Source organism: Silvimonas amylolytica, assembly GCF_014645555.1.
In the GTDB taxonomy this organism is placed as follows: domain Bacteria; phylum Pseudomonadota; class Gammaproteobacteria; order Burkholderiales; family Chitinibacteraceae; genus Silvimonas; species Silvimonas amylolytica.
The window spans coordinates 1,229,800-1,254,166 of the sequence record NZ_BMLY01000001.1; the positions used below are offsets into that span (position 1 = coordinate 1,229,800).

The window sequence follows — 24,367 nt, forward strand, 5'->3', positions numbered from 1 at the left end:
CACTGTTGTTCTGCTGCTGTTGCAAATCGGGATAGATCAGGCTAGCCGCTGGGACAGGACTGGCACCCCTGTCCGGCATGGCTAGTCAATACGAAGCTGAAGGGGTATGCAATACCCATATTGATTTATGTCGCTTGTGGCGTGTGGGCACGCACCGCATGTCGGCGCGATCAATGGTCAGGTGGTGTCCCCAGCAGGAATCGAACCTGCAACTAGCCCTTAGGAGGGGCTCGTTATATCCATTTAACTATGGAGACATGCCAGACAACCAAAACCCGCTATCTCCATGAACTACTTGCAAAAAAGCTGGTTCAACGGGGTTATTCGAGCGGGCAGCCTTATGGCTTTTATCCCGCGCCTTCTGGTCGTTTCCACGTGCCGAACGTCATGTTCCAGGCAGTGGCAAATCAGGACCACCACCGGCATGTACTCCCGGCAATGGCCCGCATTATACCGATTGGCGCGGGATGGCGGGCAAGTGTTGGTGGCCGATCAGCCTCTGTGTTGACTTTCGCCAGGTGACTGGTTGACCTTAGACATACAAGCTGTACTTTCTATTTTAGGAAATGTCTTGGTCCAGGCGACGCTGTCGGCATCGCGCCAAATACAAGTAGTACACAAGGCCCGCAAAACCTACGATCAGCGCCAGGGGCAACGCCCCCATGAACCTCTCTGAGGTCGACATAAGTGGCCCTGCATCCTCAGTCGCAGTATCAGGCACGCGCATCAGCACCGGTATCAGTGCCAGCATCGTCAAAATCGCACCAGAAACCCAGTACAGCCAGGATTGCAGTTGCAAACGCACGGCCACCACCACACCCAAAACAAACGGGATGCAAGTCAGGAAAAGGGTGGTGATCCAGGCAATGGCACTCATCAGCATAGTCATGAGGGCAAGATGCATCGCTTTGACCGCCACGGTGTTATTGGTCGCGCTTTCAAAGTTGCCGCTGATCACGTCCGGAAGCTGGAGGGCGATGACAGAACCAAATGCGGCTGTCGTCACGGCCAGCAAATATCCGACAAAATACTCTCCCAACCTGGATTCCTCTGGTGGGAGTTCGTCTGGATCCAGCAGGCGGGTAGTCCTTTCAGATCATCAGAAACATCTTGCTGATTGAGTGGCTGACGCGGTAAAGCCCTGGCAAACCAGGGCTTTACCCGCTCTGGGGTACCAAGCTCAGCCTTACTGGGTGGGTGAAATCCTGCGAATGGCACCACTCTGGATTTCCACCACGTACAAATTCCCCTGCGCATCCAGCGTCAGTTGCTCTGGCCCTTGAAAGGCCGCCGCGCTGCCGATGCCGTCAATCACAGCAGATTGCCCGCTACCCGCAAGCGTAGTGACAACCCCATTCCGTGAAATCCGCCTGATTGCATTATTGGAGAAATCCGACACATAAATCGTTCCGTTCTGATCAACGACAACACCCGTGACGCCATTAAACGCGGCATCCGGACCGGTACCGTCTGCAAACCCCGGCAGATCACGCCCCGCAATTGTGGTCACCGCGCCTGCCGGGGTCACTTTTCGCAAACGCCCCACATTCAGCTCACCGACGTACAAATTGCCATCCGGACCCATCGCCAGCGTACGTGGATAAGTGAACGATGCCGCAGCGCCTGTACCATCCTGGCTCACAGCAGTGCCCGATCCCGCCAGCGTGCTCACGGTGCCATCGGGCGTGATTTTGCGGATACGCAAATTGCGGGTGTCCGCCACATAAACGTTCCCGGCATCATCCACAGCCACACCTTGGGGCTGGTCAAATGAGGCATGAGCACCCTGCCCGTCCTGAAAAGAATACGAGCCATCTCCGGCAAGGGTCGACACGGCACCAGACGCCGAGATTTTACGGATCATCGAATTACCGCGATCCGCGACATACATATTCCCCTGCTTATCCAGAGCCAAGCCGACCGGAGCGAAAAACTGGCTATTGAGGCGAGGGCCGTCTAGCCACCCTTCCGTGACCAGGGCTGGGTACCCGGAACTACCCGGAACCCACGTCTGAAATCCACCAGCCCATGGTTGTACTTGCCCAATGGAATTCACCGAATAAATGATGTCGCTCGTGAAGTCGCTGACATAAAAGCTACCGTCAGCGGCCAGTACAAGACCCTGAGCATTCTGGAAAGCCCCAGGTCCTGCCACTGTGGTCACCTGCGCCTTTGCGGCCACGCAGTTGAGTTGAATACTACTGACATCTGCATTGGCTGTGCCGTTTTGCTGGCTTACGCTGCAAGAAGCCCAGAGCGGTTGCCTGGTGATCATGACTGCATAAGCAGCCCCTTTACCCACGGTTGCCGGAAAACTGAAGCTCCCGTTGGCTGAAACGGTCGTGGTATCCCCATTGCTGTTTTGCAGGACCACCGGCTCGCCATCCGGCAAACCACTGGCTACACCGCCCACCTTGTAACCCGAGGCCGGGGCGTCGGTTTCTGTACCGCCTCCCCCACCACAGGCAGACAACAAGCTCATCAGGCTGACAACGCACAGGGCCTGTGCGCCACTTTTTATTGTTTTCATTTCTTTACGTCCATTCTTTTTGGTGATGTATTTTTTTGTCACAGCCACATGTCCAGCCTCGGGCCATGCCATATGCATCAAGGGCTCCCCACCCTTGTGCTACAAGGCGGCAACGCTAGCAGCAAACGCGCGTTTGAATCCAGCCACGGCCGATGTTGTGTCGATTTATGTACGAAACGTTGCCAGAAAAGCACAACAGCCGACAGACACCCGTCAAAACACGCTATTCGTCATGCTGGTCGCATACGAAAACAAACCGTACGCTGCATCTTGTCGTCATCCCCACCGTCCCCTGCCCGTTAATTGGCATACCACAAGCATCGCTTTATCTGGCGATACGGATGAACGTCCCGTCACACAGGAGCACAACATGGCAAGTGAAGGCTGGCAGCGCAGAGATGTTTTAAAAATCCTGGGTGCAATGCCCTTGCTCACCAGCTTGCCGACGTGGGCGGCGATCGCACGGCCACCCGCCGCCCGGATCAAACCTGTGACCGAGACGCTGTGGGGTGTGCAGATCACAGACCCGTACCGCTGGATGGAAAACACGGATTCGCCGGAATGGCAGCATTGGCTCAAAGGCCAGGGGCAGTATGCGCGGCAAGTGCTTGATGGCATCCCGGGCCGGGCGGCGCTAGCCCGGCGCATGTCTGAATTGTCGGGCGGCGCGGAGTCACCCAGTACCGTCATTCCGGTGCCGGGGCGGGTGTTTTATTCCAAACGCCCGAAAAACGGCGACAACTTCAAGCTGTACGTACGCAATGAGGGCGAGACCACCGAGCGCTTGCTGATCGACCCGACGACCGTTCAGATTGAAGGCTCGCATATGGCGCTGGACTGGTGGCAACCCTCGCCCAATGGCAAGTACGTGGCCTACGGGATGTCCAAAGCGGGGTCAGAGCATTCGGTCCTGCGGGTACTGGATGTTGAAACCGGCACAAATCTGTCTGAAGAGATCGATCGCACCCTGCAAGCCGGCCCCGCCTGGCTGCCGGATAGCAGTGGTTTTTTCTACAACCGCCTTGCCGCCGGCCGCAAGCGGACCGATCTCAACGCCATGCAAGACAGCGTGAACTGGTTACACATGCTGGGTACACCGGCCAGTGAGGACAAGCGCATGCTGGCCGCTAACCAATGGCCGGGTGTTGCAGTCGATGCGCTGGAATTCCCCTACATACTGACCGATCCGGCCTCTGATTACGTACTGGCGGTATCGATGGGCGGCGTGCGCCTGGCCAACCCCTGGTACAGCGCCAGATTGAGTGATTTGCTGGCGGGCAAGCCTGACTGGCGCAAAATTTGCGATATCGCCGACGATGTGGAGACCGTACTCCAGCAAGGCGATCAACTGTATTTGCAGAGCACGCATGGCGCCGCGCAAAACGGCCAGATCTTGCGGGTGAATGCAGCGACACCGGACATCAAGGGCGCACAGGTTGTGGTGCCTGCCAGTGATCGCATCATCAGCGGCGTCACCCTGGCCAAAGAGGGTTTGTATCTGCAAATGATGGATGGCGGTTACAACACCCTCAGCCGGGTCGACAGCAACGGCAAGGTCATCAACATCCCGCTGCCGTATGAAGGTTCGCTTGATGGCCTCAGTGCAACATCAACGGTGGATGGCATCTGGATGATCGGTGCCAGTTGGCTGATCCCGGTTACCGTATTCCGCTATGACCCGGCCACCGGCCAGATCAGCGATACCGGGCTGGTCTCGCAACCGGATGTAGATCTCTCTCCCTATGAAGCGCATCGCACGTTTGCGATTGCCCGTGATGGCACGCGAGTGCCGCTCTCGATCGTCGCCCCAAAAGGCCTCAAGCGTGACGGCAAGAACCCGACGGTGGTTCAAGCATACGGATCTTACCAGGTGGTCAGTTCACCTTATTTCTCTACGCGTTTCATCTCTTTTCTGGAACAGGGGGGCGTCATGGTCACGGCGCATGTTCGCGGGGGTGGCGAATACGGCAAGCGCTGGTGGCAAGCTGGCAAAGGCCCCAACAAACCCAACACCTGGCGCGATTTGATCGATTGCTGCAAGCAGCTGATCAAAGATGGCTGGACCGATAGCCATCACCTGGCCATTGAAGGTGGCTCTGCCGGCGGCATCACGGTCGGCCGCGCCATGACTGAAGCACCTGAACTGTTTGCGGTGGTGGTGTCAGATGTGGGTGCCTCAAACCCCGTGCGCATGGAGTTCTCGCCCAACGGGCCAGACAACATTGACGAGTTTGGCACGATCAAGAACAAAGCGGGTTTCAAGGATTTGCTGGCCATGGACTCCACCCAGCATGTGAAGAACGGCGTGAAGTATCCGGCAGTGCTGCTGACCACCGGCGTGAACGATCCGCGCGTGGCGCCCTGGGAAGTCGGCAAAATGACTGCACGCCTGCAAAAGGCCAGTACCTCGGGCAAACCCGTTCTTTTGAGTGTGGATTACGATGCCGGCCATGGTCTTGGGTCTTCACGCACGCAGATGGATAACGATCTGGCCGACGAATATGCATTCATTTTCTGGCAGACCGGCATAAAGGCATTCCAGCCGCACTGAGCGCGCCGCTTGAGGTAGCATGACAACGCCCGCCTGGTTCGACTGTGCGGGCGTTTCTCCCTTGGCATCCAGACCCAAATCATGACCGTCACCATTTATCACAACCCATCCTGCGGAACATCCCGCAATACGTTGGCGATGATCCGCAACGCCGGGATCGAACCGCAGATCATTCTCTACTTGCAGACGCCACCAGATCGCGCGCAATTAACGACATTGCTCGCCGCCATGGCAATCACCCCACGGGCATTGCTGCGCAAAAAAGGCGAAGTATATGAGTCTTTGCAGCTGGCTAATGCGGAACTCAGCAACGATCAATTGATAGATGCCATGCTGGCTCATCCCATCCTGATCGAGCGCCCGATTGTGGTCACGCCGCTGGGTACGCGGCTGTGCAGACCCTCTGAACGGGTGCTCGATATTCTGCCTGCGCCACAACAAGGCCCGTTTGCCAAAGAAGATGGCGAAGTGGTCATTGATGCTAATGGTCAGCGCGTCGCCCCCAAGGCCTGAGCACGCGCGTGAACCATTTTGCGCCGATTGCGCGCCATACATTTGAGACGCGGCTTGGGCAGATGATTGCCTGCGCCACGGAGCGCGGACTGTGCCTGGTGGAATTTGCCGAGCGCCCGATCCTGGTCAAAGAGTACGCAGATCTGAGCCGCTTGCTATCGAGGCCCCTGATCGACGCCCCGCATGAGTACACGCAAGAAGCTGAGCGCCAGATGAATGCCTGGTTCGCTGGCGAGCGTCTGGATTTTGATCTGCCACTGGATCTGCCCGGCACCGCGTTTCAGCAACAAGTATGGCAAGCACTACTGGCCTTGCCTTACGGCACTACATCCAGCTACCAGCAGCAGGCAGAGCGAATCGGCCGGCCCGATGCCGCACGTGCAGTCGGGGCCGCCAATGGTCAGAACCGGCTGGCGGTGATCGTGCCCTGTCACCGGGTCTTTGCCAAAAATGGCGATCTGACTGGCTACGGCGGTGGCATCGAACGCAAGCGCTGGTTGCTGGCGCACGAAGCGGCTTGCCTCGCGCGCCAGCAAAACCCCACCTGATCAACCCGCCGGTTTCTTCACGCGGAACACCACCAGCAAGCCGGCAATGATGACGCCCATGCCCAGCATGGCCCAACCGGTCAGCGCATTACCCAGTACCAGATAGTCCAGCAACGCGGTGACCACCGGCACCAGATAAAACAAGCTGGTGACGTTGACCAGGTTACCACTGGCCATCATCCGGTACAGCAGCATCTGGGCACCGACGGACACCACCAGACCCAACCACAGTACAGAGATCAGTACCGTACCGTTCCAGTCCACATGCATGGGCTCAAATGCCCCCAGGATCAAACACACGCCAAGGCTCATGGCACACTGCAGCGGCAATACCACGCTGGGCGATTGCTTCACGCGGCTTTGCACCAGTGCCCCCGTCGTCATGCATGCCAGCGCACCCAACGAGAACAACACCCCAATCCCGGAGAGGCGAGCCACGATCAGGCTTTGCCATACCACCAGCGCCAGCCCGCATAGTGCCAATAACAAGCCGGCCAGCCGCGCCGGCGCAAACGTGCGCTCGGTCGCCAACAGCGTCAACACCGGCTGTGTGCCAAGCACCGTGGCCAGTACACCTGGCGTCATGCCATGGGCCATGGCCTGGAAGTAACACACCGAATAACAACTCATCATCATCAAACCGCCGCCGGCCACCCGCCAGCGCGTACCTGGCGCGGGTAGCCAGGCACGATCACACCAGCCCAGCGCTATCAGTGTGATCAGGGCGGCGGCAAAACGCAGCGCCAGCAAAGCCATCACCGAGGCATGGTTCAAGCCCCAACGGGTAAACAACGGCGCACTGCTCCAGAGCAGCACAAAGAACGTCATGGGCGCAGCCCAGGACAAAGCACGGATATTCATGGGGAAACTCGTCTGCAAAAGTCGAACAGACCCTGACCGTGCAATCAGCACACGGGCACAAAACCAGGAAGTCAGGGGCTAGAAATGGCGCGGATCAACGCACTGCAACGACACGCGGAGGTGCCAGTGCAAGTACTGCGGCCACGATGACAACAGCAGACGGCGGAGGCATGTTTGCGCACGCACGCACCCGCGCCGGCAAGGGAGCCGGTGTCGATGTGGTGTGATGGTCAAAAGCAAACATGGTGATAGAAACTGGAATGAATGGCAGTTAAAACAACCCACTTATGCTAGCAGAATACAGCCACCGCCTGTCAACACGCAGCGCGAATCGCGCCGAAGTGATGCGCGCTGTGCTCTGCGTTGGCGCGCACTTCTGGTCACCAACGCAGCCCCGCCATCAACCTTGCAATAAGAGTAATGAAGGCTATTGTTAGAAACGTTTTGAGCGACATTGGCACTTCTGACAGGGGGCATTGTGGCAAACAGGATTACGCGCTGGGAACCAAACAACCAGGCATTCTGGGAAAGCGAAGGTGAACGCATCGCCAAGCGCAATCTGTGGATTTCCATCCCCTGTCTGTTATTGGCGTTTTCGACCTGGGTGGTATGGAGCGTGGTTGTCCTGAAGATGCCCCAGGTGGGCTTTCATTACACCAAAAACCAGTTGTTCATGCTCACCGCGTTACCCAGCCTGTCTGGTGCCACCCTGCGGATTTTCTACAGTTTCATGCCCTCGCTGATTGGCGGGCGCAAGTGGACCACCATCTCAACGGCCAGTTTACTGATCCCCTCGATCTGGCTCGGGTTCGCGCTGCAAGACCCGAATACACCGTTCTCTGTCATGTTGGTCATTGCGCTCTTGTGCGGCTTTGGCGGCGGCAATTTCTCCAGCTCCATGGCCAATATTGCATGGTTCTTTCCCAAGACGCGCAAGGGCTGGGCCAATGGCATGAATGCCGGACTGGGCAACCTGGGCGTGTCCGTCATGCAGTTTCTGGTGCCGATTGTCATCACCATGAGCATCTTTGGCGCGCTGGGTGGGCAACCGCAAACCTATACGCAAAACGGCGCAGAACATCAGATGTGGCTACAGAACGCCGGCTTTGTCTGGGTGCCACTGGTCATCGCAGCGACGCTGGCAGCCTGGTTTGGCATGAATGATCTGGCGGTTGCCGAGGCCACCGTGGCAGAACAAGCCGTCATCTTCAAACGGGCTGATAACTGGATGATGTGCTGGCTGTATCTGGGCACCTTTGGCAGTTTCATTGGTTTTTCCGCCGGTTTTGCCCTGCTGACCAAAACCCAGTTTCCTGAGATCAACGTAACCGACTACGCGTTTATCGGCCCTTTGATCGGGGCGATCATCCGGCCGGTTGGCGGCACCGTTTCAGACAAACTGGGGGGCGGCGCGCGCGTGACCATGTGGGTATTCGTACTCATGGCGGCAGCCATCTTCGGGGTGCTGTATTTCTTGCCGCACACCGGGGCGGACGGTAATCCGGCCGGTGGCAGTTTCTGGGGCTTTTTCCTGATGTTCCAGGCGTTGTTCTTGCTCTCGGGTATAGGCAACGGCTCCACCTACAAAATGATTCCGGTGATCTTCCCGCGTCTGGCTAAAAAAGAAGCCGAAGGCAAAGGCGAAGCCGCCGAGAAAAAAGCCTTGCTGGATGGCGCCGTGGAAGCGGCCGCAGCGGGTGGATTTATCAGCGCCATCGGGGCATATGGCGGGTATTTCATCCCGCAGAGTTTTGGCGTGTCGATGGATGCCACCGGCTCCGCCGAAGCAGCGCTCTATGCCTTTATCGTGTTCTACATCACCTGCGTTTTGCTGTGCTGGTGGCGTTATGCCCGCAAGGGCGCTGCCATGCCTTGCTGAACAGCGTGCTGAAATCGGCCCTGCAACGGCGTGGGGCACGGTAGATACCTCTGATGCGCGCCACTTCCTTGGGGTGAAATCGGCGCGCAGCGACACTTCACCCTACGACGAGCGCCGGGCCAAGCCCGACCACGCCATTTGCCGGGGCAAGTCATGAGCCATTTTCTTGATCGACTGACCTTTTTCACCCAGAAACGCGAACCGTTTTCCAACGGCCACGGCGAACTACGGGCCGAAGACCGGCAATGGGAAGACGCCTACCGCCTGCGCTGGCAGCACGACAAAATCGTGCGCTCTACGCACGGCGTGAACTGTACGGGTTCCTGTTCCTGGAAAATCTACGTCAAGGGCGGCATTGTGACGTGGGAAACCCAGCAAACCGACTACCCGCGCACCCGGCCGGACATGCCCAATCACGAGCCACGCGGGTGCTCTCGCGGGGCCTCTTACAGTTGGTATCTATACAGCGCCAACCGCATCAAATACCCCATGATCCGCGGCCGCCTGGTGCGGCTGTGGCGCGAGGCCCGCAAGACGCTGGCACCGGTCGAGGCCTGGAAATCCATCGTCGAAGACCCGGCCAAAACGCAGCAATACAAAGAGATTCGCGGCCGGGGTGGCTTTGTGCGCGCCACCTGGGAAGAAGCCAACGAGATTGTCGCCGCTGCCAATATCTACACCATCAAGACCCACGGCCCGGACCGGATCATCGGGTTCTCACCCATTCCGGCCATGAGCATGGTCAGCTACGCCGCGGGCGGCCGTTATCTGAGTTTGCTGGGCGGTACGCTGATGTCGTTCTACGACTGGTACTGCGACTTGCCGCCATCCAGCCCGCAAACCTGGGGCGAACAAACGGATGTGCCCGAATCAGCAGACTGGTACAACTCGGCGTTCATTATTGCCTGGGGCTCCAACGTGCCGCAGACGCGCACGCCAGACGCCCATTTCTTTGTTGAGGCCCGCTACAACGGCACCAAGATTGTGGCGGTAACGCCGGATTACTCTGAAGTCGCCAAGCTCTCTGACATCTGGCTACACCCCAAACAAGGCACCGACGCCGCGCTGGGCATGGCTATGGGCCATGTGATCCTCAACGAGTTTCACGTCAAACGCACTGTCCCCTACTTTGATGATTACTGCCGCCGCCTGACCGATCTGCCCTTGCTGGTACAACTGAAGAAACACGGCGAGCATTGGGTGGCTGATCGCTTTTTGCGCGCATCTGACTTTGCCAATCACCTTGACCAGGCTAACAACCCCGAATGGAAAACCGTCGGCTTTGATGAAACCAGCCAGCGCTTTGTCGCGCCTCAGGGTTCGATTGGCTATCGCTGGGGTCAGCAGGTTGAAGGTGATCTGGGCAAGTGGAATCTGGAACAAAAAGACGGCGCGGGCAGTGAGGTGAAACTGGCGCTCAGCCTGATCGAGGCCAAAGAAGATGTGGTTGGCGTGGCTTTCCCCTACTTTGGCGCAGAAGAACACGAACACTTTGCCCACAACGACCAGGGCGGTGACGTGCTGGTACGCAATGTACCGGTCAAGCATGTGGGCGAGACGCTGGTGACCACCGTGTTTGATCTGATGTGTGCCAATTACGGCATCGAACGCGGGCTGGGCGGTCAGGCAGCCCAAAGCTACGACGACGACATTGCCTACACGCCCAAGTGGCAAGAAAAGATCACCGGCGTGCCGCCGGACAAGGTGATTGAAGTTGCCCGCCAGTTTGCGCAAACGGCCGAGAAAACCGAAGGCCGCAGCATGGTCATCATCGGTGCTGCCATGAATCACTGGTATCACCAGGACATGAACTACCGCGCCGCCATCAATATGCTGATGTTGTGCGGTTGCATTGGCAAAAGCGGTGGCGGCTGGGCGCATTACGTGGGTCAGGAAAAACTGCGCCCGCAAACCGGCTGGACCGCGCTGGCGTTTGCGCTGGACTGGTCGCGCCCGCCGCGCCACATGAACAGCACGTCGTTCTTTTATGCGCACACCGATCAATGGCGCTATGAGTCGTTAACCACGGCGGAGGTCCTCTCGCCCCTGGCCGACACCAGCCGTTACGGCAAAACACTGATCGACTGCAATGTGCGCGCCGAGCGCATGGGCTGGCTGCCCTCGGCGCCGCAGATCAATATCAACCCGATCAGCGTGGCCGGCAAAGCCGCTGCGGCGGGCGTCGAACCCAAAGACTGGCTGGTGCAACAACTGAAATCCGGCCAGACGCGCATGGCCTGCGAAGACCCGGATGCACCAGAGAATTTTCCGCGCAATCTGTTTGTCTGGCGCTCTAACCTGTTTGGTTCATCCGGCAAGGGGCATGAGTATTTCCTCAAGCACTTTGTCGGGGCGCAGCATGGCATTCAGCAAGGGGATATGGGCGAAACCGGTGGGGAAAAACCGGAAGAAGTGGTGTGGCATGACAAGGCGCCAGAAGGAAAGCTGGACCTGATTACCACGCTGGATTTCCGGATGAGCACCACCTGCCTGTATTCAGACATCGTGCTGCCCACGGCCACCTGGTATGAGAAGAACGACCTCAATACCAGCGACATGCACCCCTTTATCCACCCGCTGTCTGCCGCCGTCGATCCGATCTGGCAAAGCCGCAGCGACTGGGAGATCTACAAAGGATTTGCCAAGAAGTTCTCTGAGCTCGTCCCCGGTCACCTCGGCGTTGAGAAAGACCTGGTGCTCGTGCCGCTGCAACACGATACCCCGGGGGAGCTGGCGCAACCCTTTGAAGTGCTGGACTGGAAAAAAGGCGAGTGCGATCTGATCCCCGGTAAAACCGCGCCCAACATGGTGATGGTTGAACGTGACTACCCCAACGTCTACAAGCGCTTTACCGCACTGGGCCCGTTAATGAAAAAACTGGGGAACGGTGGCAAGGGCATCAACTGGAACACCGACCATGAGGTCGATGGCCTTGGCAAACTGAACCGCCTTGTCACCGAAGAAGGCATCAGCAAAGGCTTGCCACGCATCGAGACCGACATCGATGCCGCCGAGACCATCATGCAACTGGCGCCTGAAACCAACGGTGAGGTCGCCGTCAAAGCCTGGCAAGCGCTGGAGAAATTTACCGGCCGCCAGCACAGCCATCTGGCCGATGTGCGCGAGGACGAGAAAATCCGCTACCGCGACATTCAGGCGCAGCCACGCAAAATCATCAGTTCCCCCACCTGGTCTGGCATTGAAAGCGAGCACGTCAGCTACACGGCCGGCTACACCAACGTGCACGAGCTGATCCCGTGGCGCACGCTGAGCGGCCGCCAGCAGTTTTATCAGGACCATCGCTGGATGCTGGATTTTGGCGAAGGCCTCGTGAGCTATCGCCCACCGATAGACACACGCACGGTCGCGCCGCTCAAGGGCAAGCAGTCCAACGGCTTTCCGGAGATCACGCTCAACTTCATCACGCCGCACCAGAAGTGGGGGATCCACTCCACCTATACCGACAACCTCATCATGCTGACGCTCAGCCGTGGCGGGCCGATTGTGTGGTTATCTGAACTGGACGCCCAAAAGGTGGGTATTGAAGACAACGACTGGATCGAACTCTTCAACGTCAACGGCGCCATCGCCGCCCGCGCCGTGGTCAGCCAGCGGGTGAAAGAAGGCATGTGCATGATGTATCACGCACAGGAAAAGATCGTGAATGTGCCGGTCTCCGAAATCACCAAACACCGCGGCGGCATTCACAACTCCGTGACCCGCGCGGTACTTAAACCCACGCACATGATTGGTGGCTATGCCCAGCTTTCCTACGGGTTTAACTACTACGGCACGGTGGGATCGAACCGGGATGAGTTTGTAATTGTGCGCAAGATGAACCGGGTGAACTGGGCGGATGCGGCGGAGGATCATGTGGCGGCGCTAGATGTGGATAAGGCGACGTAGAGCTCCCCGTCGAAGTTGCTTTTGAAGTTGCTTTTGAAGTTGCTTTTGAAGTTGCTTTTGAAGTTGCTTTTGAAGTTGCTGTTGGGGTTGTTCTTGACGTACCTCCCCTTCGGCAGCGCCGAGCATCGCAGCGAAGTCCGGGGTTTCGGCGCAAGGGTGTTTGAGGGCGTAGCCCGAGTTCCCTGGAGCCAGCCGGACTTTGCGAGAAGCGCAGGGAACCCACGTAGTGGGCGCTGTCGTCGGGGTCGCCTTTCTTTTGGTTACTTTTCTTTGGCGAAGCAAAGAAAAGTGACGTGGGCCCGGCACCCCGGGTTTGTACACACCGCGCCGTCAGGCGCTAACACAAGTTGCAACGGTGACCAATCAATGAACCGTGTTAGCGCCTATGGCGCGGTGTTAAAGGCGATTTGATACCGGCGGTGGCCGGAGCACGTCACTTTCTTTGCTTCGCCAAAGAAAGTGACCAAAGAAAGGCGACCCCAGCCTGGCGGCCCTCCGGGCTTCCCTCAGTCGGTCGGGAGCCTAAGGTCTCCCTCCACTCCTTCGGCGCTGGGCTTTGACGGGGGAGGAAAGTCAAAAACAACGGCAACACCGCAAACCCAACAGCAACAGCAACAACGAACCAGGCCAGCAACCCCGGATTTCGCCAAAGGCTCGGCGACGAAGTGGCATCTGCCAACGGCATTGCTGGCTTCCGGCTCAAGGCCGGAATGACGAAGTAGTCACGCAAGTACACGTGCAATCAACGCCCACCCGGCGTTCTGGAGAACACACGCAAATGAAAATCCGCGCCCAAATTGCCATGGTTCTGAACCTGGACAAATGCATCGGCTGCCACACCTGTTCGGTCACCTGTAAAAACGTGTGGACCAGCCGGCTGGGCGTGGAATACGCCTGGTTCAACAACGTCGAGACCAAACCCGGTGTCGGCTATCCCAAAGACTGGGAAAACCAGGAACACTGGAAAGGCGGTTGGGCGCGCAAGGACAACGGCAAACTCAAGCTCAAACAAGGCAGCCGCTTGCAGGTTCTGTTGAACCTGTTTGGCAACCCCAACCTGCCAGAGATTGACGATTACTACGAGCCGTTCACCTTCGATTACGAATACCTGCAAACCGCGCCAGAAATGAAAACCCAACCGGTGGCGCGGCCGATCTCCATTCTCACTGGCCAACGGATGGAGAAGATTGAATGGGGCCCGAACTGGGAAGAAATCCTCGGTGGAGAGTTCTCCAAACGTAGCCAGGACTACAACTTTGAGTCGGTCCAGAAAGAGATTTACGGCGAGTTTGAAAATACCTTCATGATGTATTTGCCGCGCCTGTGCGAGCACTGCCTGAACCCGGCGTGCGTGGCGTCCTGTCCGTCCGGGTCGATCTACAAGCGTGAAGAAGACGGCATTGTGTTGATCGACCAGGACAAATGCCGCGGCTGGCGTATGTGCGTGTCGGGCTGCCCGTACAAGAAGATCTATTACAACTGGTCGTCCGGCAAGGCCGAGAAATGCATCTTCTGCTACCCGCGCATTGAAGCCGGCCAGCCGACGGTATGCTCGGAAACCTGTGTCGGCCGCATCCGTTATCTGGGGGTGTTGCTGTACGACGCGGACCGGATCGAAGAAGCCGCCAGCGCTGAAAACCCGCAAACGCTGTACGAAGAACAATTGGGCATTTTCCTGGACCCGTATTCCGAAGCCGTGCGTGAGCAAGCCCGCAAGGACGGCATCCCGGAAAACTGGCTGGACGCCGCCCAGCAGTCCCCCGCCTACAAGATGGCGGTGGAATGGAAGATTGCCTTCCCGTTGCACCCGGAATACCGCACCTTGCCTATGGTCTGGTACGTGCCGCCGCTCTCCCCCATCCAGGCCCGCGCCAATGCGGGCGAAGTGGGCGTGAACGGGCATATTCCAGACGTCAACAGTTTGCGCATTCCGGTGCGTTATCTGGCCAACCTGCTGACTGCCGGCTCAGAAGCGCCCGTGGTCTCTGCGCTGGAACGCATGCTGGCCATGCGCGCGTTTTTCCGCCAGCGCCAGCTTGAGGGCACGGATGATATGGCACTGCTGGATCAGGTGGGCATGAGCCTCAATCAAGTGGAGGACATGCATCGCTATCTGGCCATCGCCAATTACGAAGACCGTTTCGTCATCCCTTCTACCCATCGCGAGTACGCGGAAAACGCCTATCAGCTGCGCGGCGAATGCGGGTTCTCGTTTGGCAATGGTTGTTCGGACGGGACCACCGAGACCAGTCTGTTTGGCGGCAAGATGGGCACCAAGAAGGTCTTCCCGCTCAAGACCATTGCCGGGAATTCGCCGGAGAAAACCGTTGACTACTGATACCGGATCGCACGCCTTACCCTTGCGCGCGCTGGCGGCGTTGCTCAGTTACCCGACACGGGAGATGGTCGCGGCTGTGGCAGAAATCCACAATGTGCTGATGGCCAGCCGGTTGCTGGCACAAGCACAGAAAGAGCAACTGATGCCGCTGTGCACGCGTCTGGCCACCAGCGACCAGCTCGATCTGGAAGAAACCTGGGTCAGCCTGTTTGATCGTGGTCGCCGCACGTCGTTGCATCTGTTTGAGCATCTGCATGGCGAATCACGTGATCGCGGCTCGGCCATGGTCGATTTGCTGCAAACCTACGAGACCGCCGGACTGTATCTCAAGGACGGCGAGCTGCCCGATTACCTGCCGGCGCTACTGGAGTTCTGCAGTTGCGTGGATGCCAAAACCGCGCAGACCTTCATTGCCGATTGCGCCCATCTGTTACGCCCGGTGGGCGAGACCTTGCTCGGCAAAGGGAGTGACTACGCTGCAATCTTCGAGGCCATCTTGCAATTGGGCCGGCAAGGCGGACTGGACTGGACCAACGCCACGCCGCCCGAGCCCGAAGACATCGACAAAGAGTGGCAAGAAGAACCCGCCTTTGGCCATCAGAGCAAACGCTGCGGTAACGAACCTGTTACGCAAACCATCCAGTTCATGTCCCAACCGGCCTTGCGCCGATCAGGAGCCTCATCATGACCGATCCCTGGTGGCATCAGTTTCTGTTCGGGTTTTATCCATATATCGCGCTGACCATGTTTTTTGTCGGTAGCCTTGTCCGGTTTGAACGTGAGCAGTACACGTGGGAGAGCGACTCGTCCCAACTCTTGCGCAAACGCCAGTTACGCCTCGGCTCCATGCTGTTTCACCTTGGTGTGCTGGTGGTATTTTTTGGTCACCTGGTCGGTTTTTTGATGCCAGAGCCCATCGTCCTGGCACTGATGAGCCCGCACGTGCACGAAATGATGGCCATGGTGGCCGGCGGCGTGGCCGGCGTTTTCGCCCTGATCGGCATTACCGTCCTCGCTTATCGGCGTTTTACCGACCCGCGCATCTGGTCCAATACGCGGACGTCTGACGTTCTGGTGCTGGTCATTCTATGGCTGCAACTGGTGCTAGGGCTGTTAACGGTGGTGTTCTCGCTCAACAAGCTGCCCGGCTACAGTTTTGAGGTGCTGGTGCAATATGTACAAGGCATCGTGACATTTCGCCCTGGCAACGCTGACCTGTTGATTGGTGTGCCATGGGTCTATCAGGTGCATATCTTTCTGGGGCTGACGATCTTTCTGGTGTTCCCGTTCACCCGACTGGTTCATATCTGGAGCGGCTTTGCCTCTGTGTTCTATCTGATCCGGCCCTATCAGATCGTCCGTACTCGCCGCCGTAGCCTGGAGCGTTGAGCATGCCATTTGCCACCATCAATGAAGTACGCATCGAAGCCGAAGATCAACACAGTCTGGCAAGCGCAGCGGTCGAAGAACTCTTGCGTCAGCGGGCTGTGGAACTGGGCTTGTTGACCCCGGACGCGGAGGATGACGACCTGGCGGCTGGCCTGGAACAATTGCTGGCGCAGGAAGTTCATATTCCCCAACCCGAAGCGGCGGAACTGGCGCGGTACTACGAAGCACATCAGAGTCGCTACAGCGCAGGTGAGTTGGTCTGGGCGTCGCACATCCTGTTGCAGATGACGCCAGGTATGCCAGTGCCAGCCTTGTTGACCCGGGCTGAGGGCATTTTGCATTACGTGCAGGCGCATCCAGAGCACTTTGAAGCCTCTGCCCGCGAGAACTCCAACTGCCCTTCGGCTGAAACTGGCGGCAGCCTTGGACAATTGCAGCGCGGCGATACCGTGCCGGAGTTCGAACAGTCACTGTTTGCCGATCAATCCATCGGGATCTGGCCCCAACTCGTGCGCACCCGCTACGGTTTTCATATTTTGCGTATTGATCAGCGCGAACCTGGCAAGGTGATCCCGCTGGATGCCATCACCGAGCGCGTGCGCAAAGATCTGCAGCGCCAGGCACTCAACAAAGCGCTGGCACAGTATGTGAGTGTGCTGGCAGGTTCAGCACAGATCGAAGGCGTCACGCTGGACCGGGCGACCTCGCCGTTGATGAATTAGGTGGAGTGACCGAGGGGTTGCAGAAAGCGCGTCAGGGTTTCAGCCGGCACACCTTCAGCATACGGCTCAACCCGTCGCGCTCAGCATGAAGTCTGTCGCTGGCACCGCCTTGCCCCAGTGATACCCCTGCCCCATATCGCAGCCAATGGCCTTCAGCCAGCCTGCCTGCTCGGCGGTCTCTACACCCTCTGCCACCACGCGCATCCCCATGCCATGCGCCATGGCAATGATGGACTGCACCAGCACCGCGCTGGAGGGCTTGTTGATGACGTCCTTGATGAATGAACTATCAATCTTGAGCGTGGTAATGGGGAAATGCGTGAGGTAACTGAGCGCGGAGTACCCGGTGCCAAAATCGTCCACGGCAATGTTCACGCCCATGGCATAGATGGTTTCCAGCGTGCTACGCGTGGCGGCGTGATCTTTCAGCAGCAGACTCTCGGTCATTTCCAGCTCCAGCCAGCGTGGGGCACAGCCGGTGGCCAGCAGCGCCTTGCGCACAGTGGCACCGATATCGCTCTGCTGGACCTGACGCGGCGAGATATTCACAGCCACGTGCAGATCACGCTTATGGGTGCGGTTCCAGTCCACAGCAACCTTGCAGGCATCCAGCAGCACATATTCGCCAATCTCGATAATCAGACCGGTGTCTTCAGCAATACCGATAAAACTATCGGGTGCTACCCAACCGCGTTCCGGGTGATGCCAGCGCAAGAGTGCCTCTGCGCCAATCACCTCCCCGCTGCCAAAATCAAATTTGGGCTGGTAATAAACCATTAGCTCGCCGCGCGCCATACTGCGGCGCAGGTCCGCTTCCAGCCCCAGCCGTTCATGATCACGCTGGCTGATTTCTTTTGAATAAAACTGGAAATTGTTGCGGCCTTTGGATTTGGCATCATACAAGGCGCCGTCCGCATTCTTGACCAGCGTTTCTGCCAGTACGCCATCTTGCGGGTACACCGCAATACCCACACTGCCAGTGACCACCAGCTCGCGCCCGTCCAGCATCATGGGCGCTGCCAACCGCCCCAGAATATGGCTGGCCAGCGAGTTCAGGCGCGTTTCCTCACGGATTCCCGGCAAGACCAGAATAAATTCATCGCCCCCCAGTCGGGCGACCGTGTCAGAGGCACGTACACAACTTTTCAGGCGCAGCGCGGTTTCACACAGCAGGTCATCCCCTGCCGAGTGCCCCAGTGTGTCATTGATGGTCTTGAAGCGATCCAGATCCAGCATCATGACGCCGACCTTTTCGCCATTGCGCTGCGCTGTCACCAGCGCCTGGGCAATGCGGTCGTTGAACAAGGCGCGGTTGGGCAAGCCCGTGAGCACGTCATAGAACGCCAGCGAGTGTATCTTCTGGCGGTAGGCCAGCAACTCCGTGATATCACGCCCCACCGCCAATACGGATACCACATTGCCTAGCGGGTCGAACTCCGGGTTCAGTCGCATCTGCCAGGTTTTGAGTGGCTGGCCGAATTCAACATCAATCACATCTGCCAGACCCGTATCGAGCACGTTGCCCAAGGCAATATTGAATGCCCCTGGATTGCGCAGGACGGAGCCCTCGGTCACCGGCTTGTTCACGACGTCGCTCAGTAGCTGGCCGGTGGCATCAGCAAAGGCCTGATTGGCATAGAGCCGGCGCGTATCGTGGTCGTAACGTACGATCAGATCGGGCGAGTTTTCCGCCAGTGTGCGGAAATCCTGCTCGTGAGCGATCAATTGCGCCTGCACGCGCTTGAACTCGGTGATATCCCGGCCAATGGTCAGCGCGCCGCGCACCGTGCCATCGGCATCGCGCTCTGCCACCAGCAAGATATGATAAGTGCGGGCCGTTTCATTGGGTGGCTGGATAACCAGTTCAACCTCATCGTCCGTGCCCATGGCAATGACTTTGCGCAGTGTTTTTACGAAAGTTTTCTGGCTGTTGCCCGGAAAGCGCTCGGGTGGAATCCGTTCGTTGGGGTCATCGGTGGTTTTGCCAAGAATCTGGTGCAGATGCGAATTCATGTACAGAATCTCGCCGCCACGCCCGTATCGGCACACGGCATCAGGCGAGTTCTCTGCCAGCGCCCGGAATTCACGCTCACGATCAGCCAGCAGGCGCTCAACGCGCATGCGCTCGGTAATATCCGCGACCAGTTCGGCGTTGGCATGCTTGAGGGCGGCGGTGCGTTTTTCAACCAGACGGCGGATTTCCACCGCTTGCATCGACTGCCGCCATAACCAGGCCGCCGCCAACAGACTGAGCAGCACACCACCCAGCAAGGTCATCATGGAGCCAACGTGATTCACAAAGAACGGCATGGGCGCGTAGACCACGACATGCCAGGACTGGCCGGCGACCGTAAACGTGCTGGCGCTGATCTCGGTGTTGTTCGGCGTTAACCAGGCAGGCAACCAGATTTGCGGCGCAACGGCAGGTGGCGGGCCGCCCGAGCGGAAGGCCAGATTGTGTTCATCCACCTTGTGCCCGGCGTAAATACTCAGGTTCACATGAGATTTGGGGTCGTACTCGCCGGCGCTATCGAGCAAGGTTTTGAAGAGGCCTTCGGTGCGAAACACTGCGGCAGTGTCACCAATGGAAGGTGTACCCGGTGGTGCGTTACGCGCATAAACCGGCATCAGCATCACGAAGCCAAGGCGGGACATAGTGCCAGGCCGCCCCTGCGCCAGTTGCAGCAGACCTGTAGAGGCCGGTTTACCCGTTGCCAGCGCATTGGCCAGTGCATCACGCTCAGCCAGATTACCGGTGACATCCAGCCCCAGTGCGGCTTCATTACCGGCAAGGGGTTCCAGGTAATCAACCACGGTATAAATCGGCCGATGCGGGCTGGGCAACACTTTGCCGTTTTTCAGATTGGTGATGGTAAAGCCAGGCCACGTCTTGCGCATTTGCGCCTCGTAGCTGGCTCGCTCACTGTCCAGAATAATGCGATGGAAGTTGAACGCCTGCACGTACGGATAGCGCGCCAGCAAGGGCTGGGTAAACACATGGAACTGTTCGCGCGTGACCGGGGTATCGACCGTGACAAACAGCTGGTTGAGCACCACCAGCACCTGCGACATGTCGTCCAGCCCATCACGCACGGCAAAAACGCGCTCGTTGGCCTGCTGCCGGAAATCGAGCGAGACCCGGTCGTATTCAAGCTGCCCGACTGCCAGAAACAGCAACGCGGTGGCAGACAGCCCCGCCAGCAAGGCAAACAGGGCCGCATAAGGAAACGCAAACAACCCGCGGGATCTGAACAAGTCAGCCGTCCTCTCTTGCCTGCGGACCGGGCAAAGCCATGCCGTTGCCTCCATTGCGTTGTCATTATTTCGGTAAACGCGAATCTAACCCAAGCCCCGCCGGACGGCTACGTTCTCTCCCCGCAATGATGCACGAGTGGAACAAACCGGTGCATTTGCGCCCCAAAACCGGCTCAGGAACCCTGATCGCTGTTGTCGATAGTGCATTGGGCATCCGGCTGGCCAGGTTGTTGCAGCAATACGTCGGGGCCCTTGTTCCACAGAGAGAACAGGCCCTCCCCGGTGTTGTGTTGATAGTGTGCGCCAGAGGCGGCTACAACTTGCGTCAGAACCAGTTTGCGGCCCGGCAGCGCCGCGTAGGCGTAGCCCGCCCCCACTTGCACAAAGGCGGTCGGGATGGCGTCGTCGACACCAGGACAATGCATGAGGAACGGCCCGGTGCTCGTACTGGCACCGCTGTTGCGATGCGTTGCCGGAAAGTCCGCGCGCAATTCATAAATACGCATGACATAGCTGGCAGTGATACAGGCATTGAGGTCGCTCTCCTTCCAGCAATCATTTCGGCCTTTGATCCAGCCCCGTTGTACAGCCTTCAGATTCTTGCGTGCGGCAGGATCGGCACTTTTGTCAGTGCTGGCCAGTTTGTACAACCGGCTGGTTTCTCTATCCAGTGCGGCCAGGTCGTCATCGGCGCAAATGGCTTTTTCCGCGCTGGTCGACACCCGTGCGCAATTGAATGAAGGCTTGGCCGCCTGCGCCATGTGACTGAGAAATAAAGCGAATGTGACGATACCAAGCACGATCGGGTTGAACTTCATGACGGCTTCCGGATGGGTTAGTGGCTGTTTTGTCATTCAAGCACGGATTTTCTTTGACTGCCGGTCAACAGTTTCTTTCCAGCCACATGGTTTTTCTGCCCGCGCGTGACGATTAATCTGGCGGCCTTGAATCAAAACCAACCCTGACAGGCACACCATGACCCGTTTTCTGATCATCAACGGCGGCAAACAATTTGGCCATTCCGCTGGCGAGTTGAATCGCACGCTGGCCGAATTTGCTGAAAAAACCCTGAAAGACTTCCAGTTTGAAGTCGAAACCACATTTGTTGATGGCGGTTACGATGTTGAAGCGGAAATCGAAAAGTACCTGCGCGCCGATGTCGTGATTTATCAGATGCCAGGCTGGTGGATGGGCGCACCGTGGACGCTGAAAAAATACATGGATGAAGTTTTCACCGCAGGTCATGGCCGCTTGTATGCCAGTGATGGCCGCAGCCGCGGCGATGCCAGTCTTAAGTATGGCTCTGGCGGCCTGATCCAGGGCAAGCATTACATGCTCTCACTCACCTGGAACGCCCCGATGGAAGCATTCACCGATCCGGCCCAGTTCTTTGAAGGCGTGGGTGTGGATGGCGTTTACCTGCCCTTCCACAAGGCTAACCAGTTCCTGGGGATGTCACCGCTGCCGACGTTTATCTGCAATGATGTGATCAAAGCGCCCGCCGTTGCGGCGGATATTGACCGTTATTTCGCGCATCTGGCCACTTTGTTTGCTCCGGCCAGCCGTGCTTGATCTGTATTTGTGGAGAAACCCATGCTGACTGTGATTGCCATCATCAAAGCCAAACCGGGCCAGCGCGAGAAATTGCTGGCAGAGTTTGCGAAGATTGTGCCTGCCGTGCTGGCAGAAGAAGGTTGCACGGCCTATGCGCCCATGGTCGACGCCGTGACGCAAGTCGCCTTTCAGACAACCTCGCCCGATACCGTATTCATGCTGGAACAATGGGCGACTATTGAGCACCTGCAAGCCCATATGAAAGCGCCGCATATGCTCACTTATCGTGAAGCGACCAAAGACCTGGTCGAGTCTGCCTCGATCCATATCCTGAACCCGGGGCTGTAACTACCCGCCCCGGGGCAGGCCGGTGGTCAGTCCCGGGTCATCAGGCTCAGACTGCCATCGGCGTTCACGGCGATGCTCAGCGCCTCATAGTTTGGCACGCAGGTATTGGTCGTATCGATGGGATGACTGTGGGTGGCCGTGATCACCACGACGGTCGCCCCGGCTGCTTCACCACCAGCAATTCCGGCGGGAGCGTCTTCAAACACCACGCATTGCGCCGGGTTCACGCCCAGCTTGCGGGCGCCCAGTTCAAAGCAATCCGGCGCGGGCTTGCCGCGCTCGACATCTTCGCCACACACCATCAAAGGCGGCATGGGCAGGCCGGCTGCGGCAATGCGTTTTTCTGCCAGCTCACGCGTGGCTGACGTGACCACTGCCCAGCGATCTTTCGGCAGCGATGCCAAAAACCTGGCCACGCCAGCAATGGGTTCAATGCCTTCCAGGTAATCGATTTCACCTTGCAGGATTTTGGCCGCTTCCGCTTCTTCATCAATCCCTGGCAGTTGCTGTTTCTTGATGGTTTCAATCGCCCGGACACCGTGAATGGTGGGCAGGAAGGTTGCGACATCCAGCCCATGCTCACGCGCCCAGTCGCCCCAGACTTTTTCGGCGGCGGCAATCGAACTGAGAATGGTGCCATCCATATCAAACAAGAAGGCGGAGAAAGTACGAGGAAACAGCGGTTGCGTAGACATGATGACTCGACAGGGAAGTGGCACGGGAACGGCGCGCGGGGTTTTGATTGCTGCGCTGCCGCAGAATTGATTATGTCACAGGCCGCTTCAAGCTTCAGTGAGATACCGGGTTGCAGGCGGAATGAATGCACCTGCCAGTCCACGGCGCTCCGGATTTTCCGGCCTGAGCGCACCTATCGCCATGCACTCCCCACCTGGATATACCACGCGTTCTGATCCCGGCTGTGAGCAATATCGATCCCCATGCCCAAGCCCAATTTGCGGGCGACCAGATAACGGAACCCCACGCCGATACCCACGGGGGTCTCGGCTTCGTCCCAGGTGTGCCAGCGGCCCCACGCACGGCCGGCGCCCACAAACCCCAGTGCAGCCCAGCGTTCGGTCACGTTCCAGCGCAGTTCGGTTTCCAGGTCGATCGTGTTCTTGTCCTGAAAACGCCCCTTCTGTACGCCACGCTGGTCTACATAGGGTTGCGCGTAAAAAGGGACATCCCCCGAAGACGCTTGCACCTGTCCGCGCAGGCCCCATACCCAGGTATTGCCAAAGGGTATCCACGTGTAGGCGCGTGCATCGTAGGTATCGAAATCCTGCGAACTACCCCAGGCGTCGCGCGCATATTGGGCTTCCATTTCTGAATACGTGCCGCGATTGGGCCAGAAGATATTGTCGCGCGTGTCATAGTCGACGACCGCGCCAAGCTTGCTGATCGTGACGTCTTTGTGGAAAGCGCCCAACTCTGTGGCGACGTTTCCGGTGAACTGCGTGTTGGCATCAAGATAAGTGTAACGCGGGCCAATATACCAGGGGCTGTCCAACACTTTGAACAGCACTTGCTGGACCAGAAAGTCGCCGCTCAGTGTGTAAGAACGGGCTACATCCAGCACGCCAAAATATTCCGTTTTGAGATCCATTTTGGCGATCGCGCCCAGGTAACGGATACGGTCACCATCCCAGGTATGAAAATGGAAAATACCACCACCCCAGGTGCCGTTTTCAGTGGCCACGCCCCCCACGCCGGTGATGTTGGGTGGTGCCTTCGCCGCGCCAGACTCTTTGGCCTCGGCACCGGCTTCGGCCAGGGATTTATCAAAGAACAAAATAGCCGCACCGCCCCCGTAACCAATGGCAGGCTCGGTAATGATGGTGGGAACGGGCAGGAAACCTTTCTGGTTCAGAAGGTAGTCGCTCATATCGAACGCGCCGTCTTCCGGATCTTGCATGGTGTTCCAGTCGAATGCGCTTGCACCCGGCATGAACGCCAGCCCGATGAGCGCCTGG

The 24,367-nt window shown here is 58.0% G+C and carries 18 protein-coding genes and 1 tRNA gene; 11 read left to right on the top strand and 8 right to left on the bottom strand.

Features of this window, described 5'->3' with window-relative positions:
• Nucleotides 1–182 precede the first annotated feature (182 nt).
• The 3 genes from IEX44_RS05385 to IEX44_RS05395 all read right to left on the bottom strand — a co-directional run bounded on the left by IEX44_RS05385 (nucleotide 183) and on the right by IEX44_RS05395 (nucleotide 2,530).
• Nucleotides 183–257 (bottom strand) — tRNA-Arg (locus IEX44_RS05385).
• Nucleotides 258–559: 302 nt separating this feature from the next.
• On the bottom strand, nucleotides 560–1,015 hold the full coding sequence (locus IEX44_RS05390; protein WP_188689889.1) for a hypothetical protein: 456 nt from the start codon (nucleotides 1,013–1,015) through the stop codon (nucleotides 560–562).
• A 171-nt stretch (nucleotides 1,016–1,186) separates the two neighbouring features.
• A complete protein-coding gene (locus tag IEX44_RS05395) occupies nucleotides 1,187–2,530 on the bottom strand; it encodes an NHL repeat-containing protein (protein WP_188689891.1) in 1,344 nt (447 codons plus the stop codon).
• 370 nt (nucleotides 2,531–2,900) lie between these two features.
• On the opposite strand from IEX44_RS05395, the gene IEX44_RS05400 reads away from it, so the two are divergent.
• The 3 genes from IEX44_RS05400 (at nucleotide 2,901) to IEX44_RS21225 (ending at nucleotide 6,142) form a co-directional block, all read left to right on the top strand.
• A complete protein-coding gene (locus IEX44_RS05400) occupies nucleotides 2,901–5,081 on the top strand; it encodes a prolyl oligopeptidase family serine peptidase (RefSeq protein ID WP_188689893.1) in 2,181 nt (726 codons plus the stop codon).
• Nucleotides 5,082–5,162: 81 nt separating this feature from the next.
• Nucleotides 5,163–5,594: an arsenate reductase (glutaredoxin) gene (gene arsC / locus IEX44_RS05405; protein ID WP_444544656.1), complete on the top strand. Its 432-nt coding sequence runs from the start codon at nucleotides 5,163–5,165 to the stop codon at nucleotides 5,592–5,594.
• A gap of 8 nt (nucleotides 5,595–5,602) precedes the next feature.
• A complete protein-coding gene (locus IEX44_RS21225) occupies nucleotides 5,603–6,142 on the top strand; it encodes a methylated-DNA--[protein]-cysteine S-methyltransferase (protein WP_308423788.1) in 540 nt (179 codons plus the stop codon).
• Here the strand turns inward: IEX44_RS21225 and IEX44_RS05415 are convergent, their stop codons facing one another.
• On the bottom strand, nucleotides 6,143–7,003 hold the full coding sequence (locus IEX44_RS05415) for a DMT family transporter (RefSeq protein WP_188689896.1): 861 nt from the start codon (nucleotides 7,001–7,003) through the stop codon (nucleotides 6,143–6,145).
• 478 nt (nucleotides 7,004–7,481) lie between these two features.
• On the opposite strand from IEX44_RS05415, the gene IEX44_RS05420 reads away from it, so the two are divergent.
• From IEX44_RS05420 to IEX44_RS05445, 6 genes are all read left to right on the top strand, one after another.
• A complete protein-coding gene (locus IEX44_RS05420; RefSeq protein ID WP_373287762.1) occupies nucleotides 7,482–8,882 on the top strand; it encodes a NarK family nitrate/nitrite MFS transporter in 1,401 nt (466 codons plus the stop codon).
• A gap of 153 nt (nucleotides 8,883–9,035) precedes the next feature.
• Entirely contained in the window at nucleotides 9,036–12,788 is a 3,753-nt protein-coding gene (locus tag IEX44_RS05425) for a nitrate reductase subunit alpha (protein ID WP_188689899.1), read from the top strand.
• Between the two features lie 778 nt (nucleotides 12,789–13,566).
• The gene (narH, locus tag IEX44_RS05430) at nucleotides 13,567–15,126 is read left to right on the top strand and encodes a nitrate reductase subunit beta (protein ID WP_188689902.1); all 1,560 of its coding nucleotides are present in this window, start codon (nucleotides 13,567–13,569) and stop codon (nucleotides 15,124–15,126) included.
• Nucleotides 15,116–15,814 (top strand): nitrate reductase molybdenum cofactor assembly chaperone, encoded by a 699-nt coding sequence (narJ, locus tag IEX44_RS05435; protein ID WP_229678764.1) that lies wholly within the window; start codon nucleotides 15,116–15,118, stop codon nucleotides 15,812–15,814. The genes narH and narJ overlap by 11 nt, the downstream gene beginning before the upstream one ends.
• Nucleotides 15,811–16,515, top strand: coding sequence for a respiratory nitrate reductase subunit gamma (narI, locus tag IEX44_RS05440; RefSeq protein WP_188689909.1), 705 nt, complete (start codon nucleotides 15,811–15,813; stop codon nucleotides 16,513–16,515). Before narJ ends, narI begins: the two co-directional genes overlap by 4 nt.
• A gap of 2 nt (nucleotides 16,516–16,517) precedes the next feature.
• The gene (locus IEX44_RS05445; RefSeq protein WP_188689911.1) at nucleotides 16,518–17,237 is read left to right on the top strand and encodes a peptidylprolyl isomerase; all 720 of its coding nucleotides are present in this window, start codon (nucleotides 16,518–16,520) and stop codon (nucleotides 17,235–17,237) included.
• A 66-nt stretch (nucleotides 17,238–17,303) separates the two neighbouring features.
• On the opposite strand, the gene IEX44_RS05450 is transcribed toward IEX44_RS05445, so the two are convergent.
• Both IEX44_RS05450 and IEX44_RS05455 read right to left on the bottom strand, forming a co-directional pair.
• Complete coding sequence (locus tag IEX44_RS05450; protein ID WP_188689913.1) at nucleotides 17,304–20,492, bottom strand: bifunctional diguanylate cyclase/phosphodiesterase; 3,189 nt, start codon at nucleotides 20,490–20,492, stop codon at nucleotides 17,304–17,306.
• Between the two features lie 173 nt (nucleotides 20,493–20,665).
• On the bottom strand, nucleotides 20,666–21,310 hold the full coding sequence (locus tag IEX44_RS05455) for an MliC family protein (RefSeq protein WP_188689917.1): 645 nt from the start codon (nucleotides 21,308–21,310) through the stop codon (nucleotides 20,666–20,668).
• A gap of 157 nt (nucleotides 21,311–21,467) precedes the next feature.
• On the opposite strand from IEX44_RS05455, the gene IEX44_RS05460 reads away from it, so the two are divergent.
• Together IEX44_RS05460 and IEX44_RS05465 are read left to right on the top strand one after the other, a co-directional pair.
• Nucleotides 21,468–22,064 carry an NAD(P)H-dependent oxidoreductase gene (locus IEX44_RS05460; RefSeq protein WP_188689920.1) on the top strand — a complete coding sequence of 199 codons (597 nt, stop codon included), beginning with the start codon at nucleotides 21,468–21,470 and terminating at the stop codon, nucleotides 22,062–22,064.
• A gap of 21 nt (nucleotides 22,065–22,085) precedes the next feature.
• On the top strand, nucleotides 22,086–22,394 hold the full coding sequence (locus IEX44_RS05465; protein ID WP_188689922.1) for a putative quinol monooxygenase: 309 nt from the start codon (nucleotides 22,086–22,088) through the stop codon (nucleotides 22,392–22,394).
• Between the two features lie 26 nt (nucleotides 22,395–22,420).
• Here the strand turns inward: IEX44_RS05465 and IEX44_RS05470 are convergent, their stop codons facing one another.
• Nucleotides 22,421–23,089, bottom strand: a complete 669-nt coding sequence (locus IEX44_RS05470; RefSeq protein WP_188689925.1) for an HAD-IA family hydrolase — start codon at nucleotides 23,087–23,089, stop codon at nucleotides 22,421–22,423.
• A 173-nt stretch (nucleotides 23,090–23,262) separates the two neighbouring features.
• A complete protein-coding gene (locus IEX44_RS05475; protein ID WP_188689927.1) occupies nucleotides 23,263–24,342 on the bottom strand; it encodes a BamA/TamA family outer membrane protein in 1,080 nt (359 codons plus the stop codon).
• Between the last annotated feature and the right edge of the window lie 25 nt (nucleotides 24,343–24,367).